20 protein-coding genes (1 of these 20 running past the window's edge) are annotated in these 15,975 nt (G+C 36.5%); 9 read left to right on the top strand and 11 right to left on the bottom strand.

What is annotated here, in order from left to right:
• Positions 1-192 carry the 3' portion of a cyclophilin-like fold protein gene (locus C0Q33_RS05400; protein ID WP_101477530.1) on the top strand. 42 nt of this gene lie to the left of the window's left edge, so only the last 192 of its 234 coding nucleotides appear in the window; the start codon falls outside the window, past its left edge; it ends in the stop codon at positions 190-192.
• On the opposite strand, the gene C0Q33_RS05395 is transcribed toward C0Q33_RS05400, so the two are convergent.
• On the bottom strand, positions 177-488 hold the full coding sequence (locus C0Q33_RS05395) for a hypothetical protein (RefSeq protein ID WP_101477648.1): 312 nt from the start codon (positions 486-488) through the stop codon (positions 177-179). The genes C0Q33_RS05400 and C0Q33_RS05395 overlap by 16 nt on opposite strands.
• Before the next feature lie 80 nt (positions 489-568).
• Between C0Q33_RS05395 and C0Q33_RS05390 the strand changes: the two genes are divergently transcribed.
• From C0Q33_RS05390 to endA, 4 genes are all read left to right on the top strand, one after another.
• Positions 569-856, top strand: coding sequence for a hypothetical protein (locus C0Q33_RS05390; RefSeq protein WP_101477529.1), 288 nt, complete (start codon positions 569-571; stop codon positions 854-856).
• Between the two features lie 37 nt (positions 857-893).
• On the top strand, positions 894-2,660 hold the full coding sequence (locus tag C0Q33_RS05385; RefSeq protein ID WP_101477528.1) for an ATP-dependent DNA ligase: 1,767 nt from the start codon (positions 894-896) through the stop codon (positions 2,658-2,660).
• Between the two features lie 70 nt (positions 2,661-2,730).
• Positions 2,731-3,387, top strand: coding sequence for a DUF47 domain-containing protein (locus tag C0Q33_RS05380; RefSeq protein ID WP_101477527.1), 657 nt, complete (start codon positions 2,731-2,733; stop codon positions 3,385-3,387).
• A 79-nt stretch (positions 3,388-3,466) separates the two neighbouring features.
• On the top strand, positions 3,467-4,000 hold the full coding sequence (gene endA, locus C0Q33_RS05375; protein WP_101477526.1) for a tRNA-intron lyase: 534 nt from the start codon (positions 3,467-3,469) through the stop codon (positions 3,998-4,000).
• On the opposite strand, the gene C0Q33_RS05370 is transcribed toward endA, so the two are convergent.
• Together C0Q33_RS05370 and C0Q33_RS05365 are read right to left on the bottom strand one after the other, a co-directional pair.
• On the bottom strand, positions 3,974-4,375 hold the full coding sequence (locus C0Q33_RS05370) for a hypothetical protein (protein WP_101477525.1): 402 nt from the start codon (positions 4,373-4,375) through the stop codon (positions 3,974-3,976). The genes endA and C0Q33_RS05370 overlap by 27 nt on opposite strands.
• 2 nt (positions 4,376-4,377) lie before the next feature.
• On the bottom strand, positions 4,378-4,611 hold the full coding sequence (locus C0Q33_RS05365) for a hypothetical protein (protein WP_101477647.1): 234 nt from the start codon (positions 4,609-4,611) through the stop codon (positions 4,378-4,380).
• Positions 4,612-4,734: 123 nt separating this feature from the next.
• Between C0Q33_RS05365 and C0Q33_RS05360 the strand changes: the two genes are divergently transcribed.
• Together C0Q33_RS05360 and C0Q33_RS05355 are read left to right on the top strand one after the other, a co-directional pair.
• Positions 4,735-6,522: an SDR family NAD(P)-dependent oxidoreductase gene (locus C0Q33_RS05360; protein WP_101477524.1), complete on the top strand. Its 1,788-nt coding sequence runs from the start codon at positions 4,735-4,737 to the stop codon at positions 6,520-6,522.
• Positions 6,522-6,986 carry a hotdog family protein gene (locus tag C0Q33_RS05355; RefSeq protein WP_101477523.1) on the top strand — a complete coding sequence of 155 codons (465 nt, stop codon included), beginning with the start codon at positions 6,522-6,524 and terminating at the stop codon, positions 6,984-6,986. Before C0Q33_RS05360 ends, C0Q33_RS05355 begins: the two co-directional genes overlap by 1 nt.
• On the opposite strand, the gene C0Q33_RS05350 is transcribed toward C0Q33_RS05355, so the two are convergent.
• Together C0Q33_RS05350 and C0Q33_RS05345 are read right to left on the bottom strand one after the other, a co-directional pair.
• The gene (locus tag C0Q33_RS05350; RefSeq protein WP_101477522.1) at positions 6,958-7,716 is read right to left on the bottom strand and encodes a sulfite exporter TauE/SafE family protein; all 759 of its coding nucleotides are present in this window, start codon (positions 7,714-7,716) and stop codon (positions 6,958-6,960) included. The genes C0Q33_RS05355 and C0Q33_RS05350 overlap by 29 nt on opposite strands.
• Positions 7,717-7,789: 73 nt before the next feature.
• Positions 7,790-8,446: a hypothetical protein gene (locus C0Q33_RS05345; RefSeq protein ID WP_133121018.1), complete on the bottom strand. Its 657-nt coding sequence runs from the start codon at positions 8,444-8,446 to the stop codon at positions 7,790-7,792.
• Between the two features lie 83 nt (positions 8,447-8,529).
• Here C0Q33_RS05345 and C0Q33_RS05340 point away from each other — a divergent pair, with 83 nt between their 5' ends.
• Positions 8,530-9,549 carry a homoserine dehydrogenase gene (locus tag C0Q33_RS05340; protein WP_101477646.1) on the top strand — a complete coding sequence of 340 codons (1,020 nt, stop codon included), beginning with the start codon at positions 8,530-8,532 and terminating at the stop codon, positions 9,547-9,549.
• On the top strand, positions 9,536-10,012 hold the full coding sequence (locus C0Q33_RS05335; protein WP_101477520.1) for a PUA domain-containing protein: 477 nt from the start codon (positions 9,536-9,538) through the stop codon (positions 10,010-10,012). The genes C0Q33_RS05340 and C0Q33_RS05335 overlap by 14 nt, the downstream gene beginning before the upstream one ends.
• 5 nt (positions 10,013-10,017) lie before the next feature.
• Here C0Q33_RS05335 and C0Q33_RS05330 read toward each other — a convergent pair whose 3' ends face one another.
• The 6 genes from C0Q33_RS05330 to C0Q33_RS05305 all read right to left on the bottom strand — a co-directional run bounded on the left by C0Q33_RS05330 (position 10,018) and on the right by C0Q33_RS05305 (position 15,974).
• Complete coding sequence (locus C0Q33_RS05330; protein ID WP_101477519.1) at positions 10,018-10,596, bottom strand: Ntn hydrolase family protein; 579 nt, start codon at positions 10,594-10,596, stop codon at positions 10,018-10,020.
• Positions 10,597-10,730: 134 nt separating this feature from the next.
• A complete protein-coding gene (locus C0Q33_RS05325; RefSeq protein ID WP_101477518.1) occupies positions 10,731-12,080 on the bottom strand; it encodes a M20/M25/M40 family metallo-hydrolase in 1,350 nt (449 codons plus the stop codon).
• A 3-nt stretch (positions 12,081-12,083) separates the two neighbouring features.
• Positions 12,084-12,947: an NAD(P)H-hydrate dehydratase gene (locus C0Q33_RS05320; RefSeq protein ID WP_101477517.1), complete on the bottom strand. Its 864-nt coding sequence runs from the start codon at positions 12,945-12,947 to the stop codon at positions 12,084-12,086.
• Positions 12,948-12,952: 5 nt separating this feature from the next.
• Positions 12,953-13,831: a tRNA (adenine-N1)-methyltransferase gene (locus C0Q33_RS05315; protein WP_101477516.1), complete on the bottom strand. Its 879-nt coding sequence runs from the start codon at positions 13,829-13,831 to the stop codon at positions 12,953-12,955.
• A 63-nt stretch (positions 13,832-13,894) separates the two neighbouring features.
• Positions 13,895-14,080 carry a hypothetical protein gene (locus C0Q33_RS05310; RefSeq protein ID WP_101477515.1) on the bottom strand — a complete coding sequence of 62 codons (186 nt, stop codon included), beginning with the start codon at positions 14,078-14,080 and terminating at the stop codon, positions 13,895-13,897.
• A gap of 13 nt (positions 14,081-14,093) precedes the next feature.
• Positions 14,094-15,974 (bottom strand): arginine--tRNA ligase, encoded by a 1,881-nt coding sequence (locus C0Q33_RS05305; protein WP_101477514.1) that lies wholly within the window; start codon positions 15,972-15,974, stop codon positions 14,094-14,096.
• Position 15,975: the final 1 nt, after the last annotated feature.

Below are 15,975 nucleotides of genomic sequence, written 5' to 3'. Positions count from 1 at the left end.
GAAAAATTACGAACTCAATTCAAAAAAGGAGATGTGGGTTTTTTGGCCTCAAACAGTTCAATTTGTTTTTTCCTTGAAGATACATCATCTACAAAATCTATGACATTGATTGGAAAAATAACAGCAAACATTGAATCTTTGAAAGATGTAAAACCTGGCGATATATTTACAATAACTCAGGCTGGAACGTAGATATGGTGCCCACTATAGCCACCTATTCTTTTTACTGAGCCCTTTTCTAATTGATTTTGTAAAAATGCATTTGCTGCAGATATCTTGACATTAGCTTGTCTAGATAATTCTTGAACTGTGAAGACCTTTGCGCCTTTAATGAAATTCAGGGCTTGTCCCTCATCTACGATAACAGAGATGTTTGTTCTTTGCTTCTGCTCTTTCTTATCTCCTTTCTTTTGACCCCCCTTCTTGTCAGCCTCAGCTGTCTGAGTCTTTTCTGCTTGTGCTGGAGATTGTTTCTTGCCGCCACCCATACACAATTCTTTTTCCATCCTATTTATAAACGAACAAAATTTGAAGAAATTCTAAATACTAGATCACGTAGCTTTTTATCATGGGATTAGATTTAATCGAAGAAAAAAACCTAAACGATGTGATAACTTATGCTCTTGATTATCCAACAATGGTATTAGCAGAGGCAAGATCATGGCCTATAACAAACATGGAAGATTTTGCCATTGGACTATACATCGGATACGTGGAAGGAGTATTCTTTGATGGATTTCTTGGTAGAAACAAACGGTTTTTGGACTCTGAAGAACATTCTGATTTTCATGCAATAATTTCAAAAAGAACAATAGAAATAAAATTAAAAATACAAGCACATTTACACAAGAAATAACTCAACCTTTTATCCTACATACAGTAAACATCGTCAGATGAAATTTTCACTTGTTGCAGATACTCTAAGATACATGGAGAATACAACAAAGAGACTTGAACTAACACAGCATCTAGTGGATCTTTTCAAAATTACACCTCCTGACATAATACCAAAAGTTGTTTACCTCCTTCAAGGAAAACTCAGACCGGATCATGAGGGCGTGGAGATAGGTATTGCTGAAAAAATTGCAATAAAAGCATTATCAAAATCATCTGGAATATCAGTCAAAAAAATTGATCATGAATACAAAGAAACAGGAGATTTTGGCCAAGTTGCGTCAAAGATACTTGAGCAAAAGACGCAAACGACATTTCTAAACCAAGATATCACAGTTGAGAGAGTTTATGAAACTCTCTACAAAATTGCAGAACTCAGGGGGGCAAGGTCTCAAGACATGAAGATGAAATACATTTCTAGTCTACTAAACGACGCAACTCCCACAGAAGGAGGATTTATTGCAAAAATAATAACATCGAATCTTCGATTAGGAATTGCCGACTACACAATACTTGATGCCCTTTCTGTTGCATATACAGGTTCAAAAGAAAATCGGCCCATTTTAGAACATGCGTACAATGTTTGTAGTGATTTGGGAAAAGTATCTCAGGCAGTTTCAAAAGATGGAATAAGTGCTTTGAAAGATTTTCAGGTAAAAATTTTCAGTCCAATTCGACCAATGCTTGCAGAGAGAGTAAAAAGTCCACAAGAGGCACATGAAAAGATGGGTCAAGAATTTGCTGCAGAATACAAGTTAGACGGTGAAAGAGTTCAGATCCATAGACAGGGAGAAAAAATTATTCTATATTCAAGAAGTCTAGAAAACATAACCAACTATTATCCAGACATTGTAGAAAATATTGGCAAATCTTTGAAAGTCAATGAAGTCATATTAGAAGCAGAGATTGTTGCAATAAATGATGATACTGGAGAATTTCTCCCATTTCAAGAATTAATGCATCGAAGACGCAAATACAAGATTGCCAAGGCAGTTCAAGAGTATCCCATAACTGTAAATTTCTTTGACGTATTATTAGAAGACGGAAAAAACTGTCTAGACGTATCCTATAAGGAGAGAAGGAAAATTCTTGAGAGAATCATAGTTGAAGATTCTTTTGCAAAAGTAATGCCAATGACACTGGTGAAGACAGATAATGAAGTAGAAGATAGTTTAGAGAATGCAATAAACTCTGGATGTGAAGGACTTATGCTCAAGCAGCTTGACTCGCCATACCGTGCAGGTGCAAGAGCAAGTAACTGGCTAAAGCTCAAGCGCGAATATAGAAATGAGTTGGGAGATAGTTTGGACTTGGTTGTGGTGGGGGCATTTTATGGAAGAGGTAGAAGAACTGGAAGATACGGAGCATTGTTATTATCAGCATATAATGATCAAATCGATACATTTCCTAGCATTTGTAAAGTTGGTACGGGATTTACAGACGGGAGCTTGGATCAATTCTATCAAATTCTTGCAGACAAGATCACTGTTAAAAAAGACCCAAGAATTGAAAGTGGTCTAGAAGCAGATGTGTGGTTTGAACCCGAGTTGGTAATAGAAATTGTTGCGTCAGAGATAACTCTTAGTCCAATCCATAAAGTTGCCATGGATAAAATTAGAAAAGGTAGTGGACTAGCTCTCCGATTTCCCAAATTCACCGGAAAAATAAGATTTGAGAAAACATCTGAAAATGCTACTACCATTGATGAGATCTTAACTTTATACAATAGTCAAAAACGTGTCATCCAAGATGAAAGACAAACTTGAGAAAATCATTCTTGTTTACACAGTATTTACGCAAGGATTATTAGCCGCAGGCCTAGTTTAAAATCTCTAGATGTATAGCGGAGAACTTGAAGTTCAGGCAAAGAGAAAGGCCCTTGCCGTTTTACAAGATGAAATAAATAGAATTCTCAACGCTGTCAGAGATCTATCAATTCTGCCTGGTTTGATTATCAAAGCAGACAAATCTGAAATAAAACAATTACTTGAGCGAATAAAGAATACGGAAGATGAAGTAGAAGCTCTCCGAAGAAAAATCACTCGAGAAATTTCAGATGTCGGAGGTCTCATGATGAACAGAGAGAATCTTTTGAACTCGGCATACACGATGGATGAAATCGCAGGATACATCACAGGCATTGCCTTTAAACTCTCAAATATCAAGGCAGCCACACTCAAAAAAGAGAAGCTTGACAAGGATCTTACAGAACTAATAGAATTAGCTGTAGACCAGATTCATAAAATTAATGAAATAATCAGGGCTCTTGCAAGCAACAACAGTACGGTTGCAATTGATCTTGCTCACGAGGCACAGAAAATAGAGAGACTGGTAGATGACAAGTACAGAGCATTAAGCATTAGAGTACTTGATGAAACTGCCACAACCAAAGAGCTATTGCTTCTAAAGGATGTAGTAGAAGGAATTGAAGAAATGTCGGATAAGGTCCTACAAGTCTCAGATTCATTCATTTTGCTGGCTCTTAGCCTATAAAATTTTGAAATACTCTTTTCCTTTTTCTATAAATTAATTGTAAACACTAAAATCGATTATCATTTTTATTAGAAATGATTTGAAAGGAGATCTAATAGAAAACAGGATAATAGTTTGGAATATCGAAGACTCTCGTGCACTCTTTGTTGCAGGATATTATGGAAAACCAATTGGCATGACAAAACCAAAGCCTGAGGAGATAAACGTGCCTTTGATTTTAGATCTAATAGAAGGATTATACCTACAAGAAAAATCAAAACTAAAAGTATTTCATGCCAAAAAACTTGTTACACAGAAAGAGCTTTTAGAAATATGTAGAAGAGAATATCATAATTTTGACAAGAAATACACGGTGTACAAAGATTTCAGAGACAAGGGATACATTGTAAATCCCGGAATCAAGTTTGGTTGTGATTTTGCAGTATATCAAAAAGGACCTGGAATAGACCATGCCCCATATCTTCTCCAAGTGTACAATTCCACAGATACCATATCTGCAACAAGCGTTGTTCTAGCCGGAAGATTGGCAACAACAGTAAGAAAACAATTCATCCTGGCAATCCCAAAAGGAAATAAAGTTGATTGTTTAGCTTTGGACTGGTGGAGAGCCTAACTCTCTTTTAATGTGAGAAGCAATACGATCATACACTGCAAACAATTCTTTGGTTATTGCAAAATTATAGCTATCTTTCCACTTACCATAAATTCGGATATTGCCTTTAGTTGGCTCGACAGTGATATGCGCGTCTTCATATGATAATCTTGTCATCATATTCTTAAGTTCTGCATCAGAGTTCAAAGTATCTGCCAGAGTATAGCCAATCCACCTGACCCCAGTTACTCTCTTTGAAGCAAAATATCCTTTGGTTTCAAGTTTTGGTCTTGCAAGAAAATCGTCTTCAGATACATCATGATGTGTCTTTACAATAAAGTGTGCTTGAAATCGGTCTTGAGATCCCCATGGTACAGGATTAAGATCTTGTGTCATTTTCAACCCCTTTGAATTATTTGTACTTCATCGATGTTAGACCCTTTGAGTTTGATAACACCATGATTTGTTACCATGGCAGGAGAATTTGCAAAATATTTTGAATAATAATCTTCTTTTTCTACATCTGTATCAAGTGGTTTTGCCTCAGCATCAATACCAATTTTTTTAAGTGATTCACAATATTCTTCATTTTTATTCATCGGGCGAAACATATCAGATTCAGAATCGTGCATGTGTGAAATTTGGCCAGCCCACAAATAAATATGTCTGTATACCTACAAAGATCCCAAGTATAGGTCTTGCACACAACTTACCTACAACGTCTAAATAGTCCAAAAATATTCAGATTACATCAAATGCTAAAATTCCAAAATAAACTTGTAGTCATAACTGGAAGCGGAACTGGAATAGGAAAGGCAATAGCTATGAAATTTGCAGAAAATGGTGCAAATATAGTAATTCTAGGAAGAAGAAGAGAGCCACTTGAAGAGGCTGCCAAAGAATTAGAGCAAGTAATTTTAAAAGTAAACAGCGGTTCATTTGTAAAAATTTTCTCGGGTGTGGATGTAAGCGATGAGGATGGAGTTTCAAAGATGTTTGACGAACTCAAAAAGTCACATGGTGGTGTAGATATTGTAGTCAACAATGCAGGAGTTTCAGGACCAGTTACATGTTTTGCCAATTCCCCAATTTCTGAATTTAAGAGTACAGTTGGTATTCATCTGACTGGAACATTTTGGACATCTTCCCAGGCAATAAAAACAATGAAGCCTGGCTCAAAAATAGTAACAATATCCACATTCTTTACTGAAGAGAGACCGTATGAACAACGACCGTACAGATTCAGAAGTCCATACACTGCAGCTCAGGGAGCAAAGAATAGACTTGCTGAAGCAATGTCATGGGAGCTTACTGACAAGAGAATCATATCAATAGCCACAAATCCAGGACCAGTGCACTCTGATAGGATTTACAAAACAGTGTATCCAAAAGCGGCTGCAGAGTTTATGAGAGTAAGTGGTTTTGAAAGTATTACACCAGAAGAAGTAGAGATAGTGAATGTAGACATACTTCCATTACTTGGAGAAGATGAAAAAATAGTAAAAGAAGGAATTAACAAAGCTGCATCAAAGCTCGCAAAATTAAAATCAGTCAGTTCTGAATCAGACATACAAAATTTAGAAAAAACAATTTCGGCATTATTATCCAAAATTCAACAGATTGCAGAAAAAATTCAAAATAATACTAGTAAAATGATTGCAGATGAACAGTTTCTAACACAACCACAAGTAGCTGAAACTGTTTTGATGCTAAGTGATGATAATATAGGGCAGATCCTAAATGGCAAAGTCATACCTGGAGACCGCGTATTTTATCCAGTAAAGCCACACATTGCATGTTCCATTCCAGAGACTCAACCAAACTTTAATGCCAAAGTTGTGTTATTTGCAGTAGACGCTACAGATGAATCAGATATAGCAAGAACTGAATTCCTAGCGCAAAAAGTTGAAAATAGTGGAGGAAAGACAGTAATTCTAATCTCAAAAACAAGTCCCAAGATTGCTGAAGAACGATTATCAAAATTCCATTCCCATGTAATGGATTTGTCAAATCAAGAAAGTGTGAAGAGGATGTTAAACACGGCAACTCAGAAAATAGGGCCAATAAGTACTGTAGTGTACATAACTGGAAAGGTTCCACAAGTAGGCAAGTTTGTAGATTTATCGAGAAAGGATTGGGATGGCCTTGTTGACAAGTTCATAAACACACCTGCCATCTTTTTACAAGAATCTCTCAACATATTCGTGCCAGGAGGAGCAAAGAATCCACCACTTTTCAAGAACAAGGAAGGAATCATGATAGTAATCGGACCAGATATGCCATCAGGGGGCAAAGTTACTGGAGGAGACAGAGCCAGAGTAGAAGTATTCAGAGGAGCCCTCAGACCATTTACAACCACAGTAAACCAAGAACTAAGTGATGTTCTAAAATCAAAACTTAGGATTTACTTGGTGCTACCTGGAAGCGTGGATGGTACAGAACCAATCAATGAAAACATAATCAAGGCAGTCAATTATTTCACTTCTGGAAAGTCAATTAATAATGCCGAGGTAATCTACTATCCAGACGAAACAAGAACCTGATGAAAAAATTCAGCCAATTAAACGTCGGTGATGAGTTTCATTCAGAATGTAAAATATCCCCTTCAGAACTTGACAATTATCTTTCATTTTCAGGAATTAAAAACATAATTTACGAAAATAAAGAATTTTCAAGTAAGGAGAAACGAGTGGTTTCAGGAAGGGCCATTTTATCAAAGATTGAAGGAGAGTTTACAAAATTAGAAGAAATGTATGGAAATCTTTTAATTTTCTATGGAATAGATGGAGACCCGAGTTGGAATAACAGACAGACTAGATTTCTAAAACCGCTTTTTACAGATGAGAAATTAAAGATAAAATTTAGAATTTCAGAGAAGAAAGAACTCAACGAAGAATTTGGATTAATAGGAATAGATTTTGAAGGAGTAAATGATGATGGAAAGGTAGTTGTAATTTCAAAGAAAAATCTCTACCATATTAAAAAGGACGCCCCAGTGCATCAATAATCAGTTTAACTGCAGTAGCCGCAATTACTATAGTTACAAATATTCTAAGTTTCATCTCATTAATGCGTGTAGACAGTTTACTTCCAATCATACCACCTATGAAAGATCCTATCGAAAGCATTCCTGCCTCATAATAATTAGGATGACCTAGTATGGAGTGCATTATCATGCCAGAAGCAGATGCAAACATTAGAATGAATTGAGATGTGGGCGCGGCCAGTTTCATTGATAATCCAATTGCAATTACCATCAAAGGAACAAAAACAACACCACCTCCAATTCCAAATAGACTAGAGATTACACCTGCGAAGAAACTTGCGCCTACTACAAGAAGCATTATTTGTTTTGATAAATTATATTCTCTTGATTCCATTTTTCTTCGCATGTAAATGTAGACACAAGACGCTACAAGAACAAGTCCAAATAATAATTTGAATAGAGGTGGAGAGACTTGATCTGAAATATACGCACCCAGAATTGTTCCAGGTATCGAGATAAGTGCAAGTTTGATGCCAAGGGAATATACTATTCTTTTTTGTCTAGAATATGATGCAGTAGATGCTATAGAATTAGCAAAAGCTGCAAATAGACTATCACTTGCTGCAAGAGTTGGTGAGAATCCAAAAAATGTCAATACTGGTACTACGATGAATCCCCCTCCAAGACCTATCATAGACCCCACTATGCCGGCTACAAAACCAAGTGGCAAGAGCCACAAATATTCAAACAACTATAACACCAAAAGATATTTTCCACAGATTAAAGAGTCACGTCAACCTTCGTAAACCAAGATATTGAGTTAATTACTTGGCTACAAGAAGTTTCCAAAGATAGCCGTTTTCGTTTGTGGTAAGTTCAATCTTGAAATGCTTGTTTCCCAATGGAAGTGTAGGAGTACTAGTAGTAGGTTCTGCAGTAGTCTTGTGTGTAGAAAGTAATTTGTCTAACAATGAATTTAAGGAGGTAAATCCGCCAGGTGATTCCTTTTCCCAGCATGGACATATAGTACTATTGAGAGCGACTCCAAAAACAGTTTTTACATCATTATAGTTGGACAATACTGGATTTGACTGCAATGCCACTACAACAATTCCAGGTACATCTGGTGAGCCTAACATGCTAATGTCCCCAAGAAATCCTTGATTATCTTTAAGATCGGTAGAAGTACAATATGTCACAAGAGCCTGCTTTGTTGGATCAGTAAGAAAATTACAATATTGACGAACGTCAGTTTGAGTACTCAGAGTAATTGGTTTTGTCATATTGATATGATATGTCGCCAAGGTAGATTTGAGATCGGAGTTTTCCTCATCATATGAAAAATCAAGAAATGCAACTTGACTAGATTGCGGGTTATTTTGATCCTCAGATGGAAAAATGTGGAACTGAGTAATTATAATTATAACAGCAGCTATTGCGGCACCCGATATTCCCAAATAAACATACTTTTTTGATTTCACAAGTTAATTCCCATATAATGCTTTAATAAAGTAATCTTAGAATTCGTCAATCTTAATTAATGCCAAAATGTGTCTTGTGGATATTGCGAATAATATTATCAGGTTTTGGAGTTGTTGGGCAAAGTTTTGCAAAATTATTACTTTCTAGATCAGAGGATCTATATGCAAAACATGGATTAAAGCCAAGAATAGTAGGAGTCTTCGATTCAAAAGGTTCAGCCGCATCTTCTGCAGGTCTTGATTTAAACAGATTGTTAGAGGTGAAGAAAAAATATGGAAATATAAGAAAATATCACAACAAGGAAAAAGATGCAAACGGTCTAGACATGATAAATGGAATGGATGCAGAGGTACTAATTGAAACCACTCCGAGCAACTACAAAGATGCAGAGCCTGGCATGTCACACATTGTAAGTGCAATGAAAAAAGGATTACATGTCATTACAGTAAATAAAGGACCGCTAGCTCTTGCATTTCCCTCATTGATCGAATTGGCAACATACAATCAAGTCCAGTTAAAATTTAGTGGAACCGTGGGAGGCGGTACACCAATTCTAGACTATGCAAAAAACAGTTTGCGCGGAGAACGTATAGTGTCATTTCAAGGAATTCTAAATGGTACTACTAACTATATACTGACAAACATGGCAACAGGGTTAACATTCAAGGCAGCTCTTGCAGATGCAAAGAAGAAAGGATACGTAGAGGCAGACGAGTCACTTGACATAGATGGTTTTGATGCTGCCGCAAAACTTGTCATACTTGCAAACTGGATAATGGACATGAAAGTAACCATAAAAGACATTAAAAGAATAGGAATTAGAGACGTTACTACATCAGATATTAAAAAGGCAACATCGCATGATTGTGCAGTAAAATTGATTGCTTCATGTGATAGAGAATTAGTAGTATCACCAAAGGAGATACCTCTTGATGATCCAATGTGTGTCAATGGTACTCTGAATGCCATCACGTTTAATTCCGAGCACTCGGGTCAGCAGACAATAATTGGACGTGGTGCCGGAGGCATAGAAACAGCCAGTTCTATTTTACGTGATTTGTTAGATATCAAACAGGAAATGTCGAGAATTGAAATCGCATAACATATCCAAAAGTGACATTTCAGAAGTCATGGATAAAATGACTAAACAGTGGCATATCGAGTTACCAAAAGCAAAGACATTGGTGTTACATGAACTTGATGATAGTACCAGCTTGATAACTGGAGATAGTATAATGGCCATACGAATAGGAGAAATCTACCTCCCATTTCTTTCAGAGATAGGGCTTTTAGAAAAATTCCCCAAAGTAGTAGTTGATGCAGGAGCCATAAAATTTGTTTGTAACGGAGCCAATGTAATGCGTCCTGGAATTAAAAATTTTTCAGAATTTCAAAAAGACGACATAATTTGCGTGGTTGAAGAAGCACACAACAAGTTTCTTTCAATTGGAAAAGCTCTAGTATCAAGTGATGAGATGTCAACCATAACAAAAGGCGAAGTTGTAAAGAACTTGCATTACATTTCTGATAAATATTGGGAATCTGCCAAACTAATTAAAAAGTAAACAAACTATTTTTCAGTGGTTTCTCGTGTTCCGTTCTTGTCAACTACAAGTACGTCTATTCCATCTCCACTTGCGTTGTCTCTCATAATTGCAGATCTTATGGACTTGACTGCCAGTTTTACAGCATCCTGTTCACTCATCTTTGGTTTGAATTCTTGGTCAAGAACCCCAAGTGCCATCTCTGCACCAGTTCCTACTGCGGCATAATCATCAGGTAAAACAGAACCTAGCGGATCTAATGTGTAAATTACTGCTTCACCGTCCACTCCTCCAACTATGACTTGGGTCATCAGTGGATAATATCTTCGCTCGTACATTAAACTAGACATCATCTTTGCTACAGAGTTTGGAGGAATTTCACGTTTGAGCTCCATCTTTCTAATCTTGGTCATTGCCCTCATCTGCATTGCTAAAACCTGCATATCTGCAACCATTCCAGCACAGCATGCGCCAACAAAGTCAGTAATCTTGAATGTCTTCTTTGTAGTCTTGCTTACCACAAAATTACCATAAGCGATTCTTCTCTCACTTGCCATAACTACTCCACCATCATAAGTAATACCGACTGCGGTAGCTCCTGGCATGTACATGTAAGCCATGTTTGAACTTCAAAATGAGCACAATAAAGGCCTTTCTGTATTATCATGCACAGATCAATTATCTAGAGGCAAAAGATCAGATAATTTCCAATCTTTTCGAAAATCAGATTTCATAAAACCTATTGTGACGCAAAATTTCTAATTATTTTGCACATGCATTTTGTAGTTTTCCTCAACAAGTCAATTCTTGCAAATTCATTGGGCGAGTGGATTCGTGCAAAAACATACGTACTTCCTATTGCAATACATGGAGATTTTAGAAATTTAACAAATGAAAACATTGGACCTGTTCCTGCAGAAGAGACACTGAGTACAGACGTTCCAAATGATTCATCTGCTGCCTTTTTTACGGTTTTAACAAAAGGATCAGAAATCTTTGTCCTAGCTGCAGCCTCGCCATGAATCAGTTTAACTTCAATATCACCAAATCCATTTTCTTTAAGATGTTTCTTCAATCTAAGCAATTGTTTTTGTGGCTCCATTTTTGGAATTAATCTAAAATCAATTTTTACCAATGCCTTGGAAGGTAAGACAGTCTTTGCACCAGGTCCTTCATAACCAGATGTGAATCCTGCTATGTTACACGTTGGATCTCCTACAAGTGCTTTTTTTATTTCTATACCTTTTTTATTTCCAACAAATTTTCTAATACCATATTCTTTTTTGAATGAATTTTCATCAAATGGTTCAGAGTTTATAATCAAAAGATCTTCTTTTGTAAATTTGTCTACCTCTTTGTACCAATCTTTTATCAGTATTGTACCATCCATATCGCGAAGTGTCTGTAATGCCTCAACTAGCCTCCAAGCAGGATTTTCTATAATTACTGCTAGGCTAGAATGTGCATCTCGTATTGATTCTTTTTTAGACAATTCTACATAAAGAAGACCCTTCATTCCAAGACTGATTATTGGCCTATTCTTTTCATCCACATAACCAAATTCCCAGATAACTGCATCACATGACAGTTTCTTTTCATATTTTTTCAAATATTCCTCAATGTGTACGCTTCCAATCTCTTCCTCGCCTTCGATGAAAAATTTAATGTTACAAGGAACATCACCTGTTGTTTTTAGAAATGACTCTACTGCTTTTATTCGAGTAATTAATTCGCCCTTGTCATCAGCAGAACCTCTTCCGTAAATCTTGTTTCCTTTAATTTTTCCGCTAAACGGTTTATCATCCCACAGTTCAAGAGGCTCTTCGGGCTGGACGTCATAATGATTATAGAAAAGTAGTGTCTTGTCAGGATTTTGTTTTGATTTGACTTCGCCATATATGGCAGACGGAATTCCTTTTTTGATACGAAGTATTTCTGTAGGTATGCCAGATTTTTTCATCATTTGAACAATCAATCCAGCACATTCTTCTAGTCCCAGATTTTTTGCTGAAATACTTGGCTGTTGTATTAGTTTTTGTAAATCAGAAACTAGACTTGAAAAATTCTTGTCAACATAGTTTTCTTGCATAAATTATTTCACTTTATCAAATGATTTCATTGCAAATGGTATAAAATCCAATAAATCTGTAGCCATAATATGCAGACCATATTTTTTTTGTGCCAAATATCCAGATTTTCCATTAACAAACACTGCTGCAGAAGCTGCTTGTACAGGATTTTTATTTTTTGCAAGCATTGCCGCGACAACTCCAGATAGTACATCTCCTGTTCCTCCCACAGTCATGGCAGCAATATTTTTTGGATTCAGATATGTCTGAGTTCCATCAGATACAACATCTGTTGGACCTTTTAGCAATATGGTCACACCATTGTCTTTAGCATATTTTTCAACCATGACAGTTCTCTGTTTTACATTATCTGGAGGCATCTCTCCAAAGAGTCTCCTAAACTCTCCGGCATGAGGTGTCACTACTACTTTTTTGTCTTGTATATCTGGAAGAATTTCAGGCACTAGACAACTTGCGTCAAGTGAGATCATAACTGCCCTATCTAAAAGAGAACGAATCAGAATTTTTATTGCTTCACGGTCTTGAATTCCAAGACCCATCCCCATTGTGGCAGAATCCAGTTCTTTTGGTATAATTCCAAGTAATTTCTGGACTGAGCCTCTAGTAAGTTTGACATCAACTAATGGTACAACAATAAGATTTGGAGAGAAGGCACGAGTTGACATTACATTAATTTTTGGAACACATGTGTATACCAGATCAGATCCTGCCCGTAATGCTGCAATAGATGACAGTATTGGAGCTCCGTGATAGAGATAATTTCCACCAAGAACTAGGACTTTCCCGTTATCACCTTTTCTAGATAAGGTCTTTCGTGCAGGTATAAAGCTCTTAACAATTAAAGGTTGTAGAATCTTTGCCAACAGTCGTTTTATTTTTTAAGAGATGATAAACTTTCGTCTTCTAAAGATTCAAGTTCTTCGGTCTCAATTTCTGGCTGTTCAACAGGTGCCAATATCTTACGAAAGCTTGCAGGTGTGATAACCTTTCTTGCAAATGCAACATAAGTGGTATGACCTATGGCTCTAAATGAGTGTCTTGTTTTACCATCTCTTGCTTCGATGGTTCGAACAATCTGTTCTGTGCATTCTATATCAAAGAAATCATTTTGTCGTAACGCTGCAGCCAATTTCTCTAGCTGATTCATCGTAGGACATATTGAAACAAACGCTCCACTACCCTTTAGCATCTTTCTTGCTTGTGGTACAACCACCCAAGGATCTCCAAGATCAACAATAACTACATCTGCATCTTTTTGTGGCATTTTTTTGGCAGTCTTTATGTCAAGTTTTGTCATCGTCACATACTTGGAAACTCCTGCTTTTTCGATATTTTTTCTTGCAATTGCCATAAAATTTTCATCTACATCATATGTGTAAACATGACCTTTTGGCTTTACAATACTTGCAAGAAATGTTGTAAAGGAGCCACTTCCCGTACCAATCTCTACTATCTTTTGACCACTTTGTAGTCCTATTCTTGCTGCGATAAATCCCAGATCCTTTGGATAAACAATCTGAGTACTGCGCTGACTTTTCAATACATAGTCATAGATGGTAGGTTCTAGAGCAAAGATTATCTTGCCTTTGTTAGTCTTGATTGCAGTACCAAATGGTTTTCCTATAACTTTTTTATGATCAATAATTCCGACATGAGTATGAAATTTTTGTTTTGGTGCAACTTTCATTAACCATTTTTTTGAATCATTATAGAAAAACAACACATTGTCGTTTTGTTTTATTTTCCTCACAACTTGACCTAATCAAATGTGGATAAATAGCTTCACTCTAGAAATTTTCTCAATTATTCCAAGTTATTTTGGTGGCTCTTCCTTTGTGTCGGATTTTCTTTTGAGCAATCTTCCAGATACAACAGATGCTACCCAAAATCCCACTCCCAACCAGACCATAGTCTGAGATACTGTAAACATTCCCCAGACTGTAAAAATCAAACCTATGGCTGCAAAAATCACGGATATTGTTGCTTTTAGTGTAACCAATTTCTATATCATCTCACATTCTACTTGGAGCATCAATTCCAAGAAGCTCTAACGCCTTACCAAGTGTTTCTTTAAAAGAATAAACCAAACAGAGTCTTGCATTAATTAGTGATTCAGATTCGGCAGCAAGCACCTTGACGTGTTCATAAAATGTGTTGAAAGATACAGCAAGCTGGTAACAATATTTGGCAATTACTTTGGGTGACAGATTCTTTGCGGCGTCTTCTACTTGCAAGTCGAACTTGCCAATGACTTTTACCAAGTCTGTCTCATAGATTGTCTGCATTTCATCAAGATTTACTTCAAACATAGGATCTCTTCCTGCTTTTTCTACAATTCTCATTGCACGGGCATATGCATATTGGATATATGGTCCAGTATCACCTTCAAGGCTTAGAGATTCAGTCAGATCAAATGTAATAATTTTGTCAAGGTCTTGCTTGATCATCGTATAACGAAGAGCTCCAATTGCAACCTGTTCAGATATCTTGACTAGAGTTATTTCGTCTAATTCTGGATTTCTTCTCTTCGTCTCTTCAAATGTTCTTGAGCTTAAAACATCCAAGACGTAATCTGCACTAACATAGATTCCTTTTCTTCCAGACATTTGTACAGATTTTCCACCAGTATCAAGGTCCAGTGTCTTGGCAGTATCAGGACTAAGTGTTACGGATTCATAGCCTAAATGTATGTAAGAGTCTGGTCTTGATTTAAAATCAGACATTATTTTTGTTATAATTTTTTGTAATCGTGATTGTCTGGAGTCTATAACTGTGATTACGGCATCTCCTCTGAAATTTAATTTTGTTTCCTTGTCATCAAGACTAGTCTGCCACAGCACTCGTCCTGTTTTTTGTACGGCATAATGTTTATAGTAAAATGGGTCGTCTAAAATTCCAAGTTTCCATGCTGCATAGGGAATGTCTTTTGCGACATATGTGGCAATGCCATTACTTCGTACGAGTACTTTGTCTTCTTCAGATTCGGCCTTGATAACCCAGCATCCTGTGTTTTTACCTTCTTGTTCCAATGTTGTAATTTCCATTGACTTCATTTTTTCAAATGCTATAGACCAGAGATTAGAGCGAATTATCTGAGATTCAAAGTTGAGACAGTCATATGTAGCACCAAGACGCCAGCAAGTTTTAAGCTGTTCATCAAGAACTCGTCTTGTTATATCATCACCAAATTTTGCTATCTCAGACGTACCTTCTTCGAGTTCCTTGAGAACGTCGGATCTTAATTCTACAAGATGCTTGTCAGTTTCATATCTTTCAGTAATACTGACGTAAACAATATCACCACAATAATGATCAAACTTTTGTCCCTCCGGAGGCTTGTCAGAATATCCACCATACTTGAAACCTACAATAATATCTGCAACTTGTAAACCCGAATCATCTACATAATTTAGAACGCTAACATCGTACGATGCTTTGTGAAGAATTCTTGCAATCGTGTCTCCGATTATTATATTTCTCACATGTCCCACGTGAAGTGCTTTGTTTGGATTTACACTGGTATGTTCAACAACCATCTTTGAATTCTTGCCAAGATCTACTTTACCATAATCAACATGAAGTGAAGATTTGATAACCTTTGGAATTAGCATAGAGTAATTTGCAACAAAATTAAGATAACCTGAATTATGTGCGGAAACTTCTGATACATAGGGTATAGAATTCTTTTCGCATTCTTCTGCAAGTGTTTGTGCAATATCAAATGGTCTTTTTTTAAGTTCCTTTGCCAACAGAAATCCAATATTACAACTTACATCTCCAAATTCAGGCCTTGATGCTTCAGATACATCAAATTCTATTTCCGGATATCCAAGGTGAGTACATGTTTGCTTTACCCCCAGTCTTATTTCATCAAAAAGTATTCTCATAGTCATG

The sequence above is a fragment of the Candidatus Nitrosotalea bavarica genome, from assembly GCF_900167955.1.
GTDB lineage: Archaea > Thermoproteota > Nitrososphaeria > Nitrososphaerales > Nitrosopumilaceae > Nitrosotalea > Nitrosotalea bavarica.
This window is presented reverse-complemented; position numbering and strand designations above follow the sequence as displayed.

What these genes read in the sequence shown, in the direction of transcription:
- C0Q33_RS05365 (WP_101477647.1), bottom strand. Translation starts at nt 4,611, where the DNA reads ATGCACGATTCTGAATCTGATATGTTTCGCCCGATGAATAAAAATGAA.
- C0Q33_RS05395 (WP_101477648.1), bottom strand. Translation starts at nt 488, where the DNA reads ATGGGTGGCGGCAAGAAACAATCTCCAGCACAAGCAGAAAAGACTCAG.
- C0Q33_RS05305 (WP_101477514.1), bottom strand. Translation starts at nt 15,974, where the DNA reads ATGACTATGAGAATACTTTTTGATGAAATAAGACTGGGGGTAAAGCAA.
- C0Q33_RS05360 (WP_101477524.1), top strand. Translation starts at nt 4,735, where the DNA reads ATGCTAAAATTCCAAAATAAACTTGTAGTCATAACTGGAAGCGGAACT.
- C0Q33_RS05355 (WP_101477523.1), top strand. Translation starts at nt 6,522, where the DNA reads ATGAAAAAATTCAGCCAATTAAACGTCGGTGATGAGTTTCATTCAGAA.
- C0Q33_RS05385 (WP_101477528.1), top strand. Translation starts at nt 894, where the DNA reads ATGAAATTTTCACTTGTTGCAGATACTCTAAGATACATGGAGAATACA.
- C0Q33_RS05325 (WP_101477518.1), bottom strand. Translation starts at nt 12,080, where the DNA reads ATGCAAGAAAACTATGTTGACAAGAATTTTTCAAGTCTAGTTTCTGAT.
- C0Q33_RS05370 (WP_101477525.1), bottom strand. Translation starts at nt 4,375, where the DNA reads ATGACACAAGATCTTAATCCTGTACCATGGGGATCTCAAGACCGATTT.
- C0Q33_RS05390 (WP_101477529.1), top strand. Translation starts at nt 569, where the DNA reads ATGGGATTAGATTTAATCGAAGAAAAAAACCTAAACGATGTGATAACT.
- C0Q33_RS05330 (WP_101477519.1), bottom strand. Translation starts at nt 10,596, where the DNA reads ATGCCAGGAGCTACCGCAGTCGGTATTACTTATGATGGTGGAGTAGTT.
- C0Q33_RS05380 (WP_101477527.1), top strand. Translation starts at nt 2,731, where the DNA reads ATGTATAGCGGAGAACTTGAAGTTCAGGCAAAGAGAAAGGCCCTTGCC.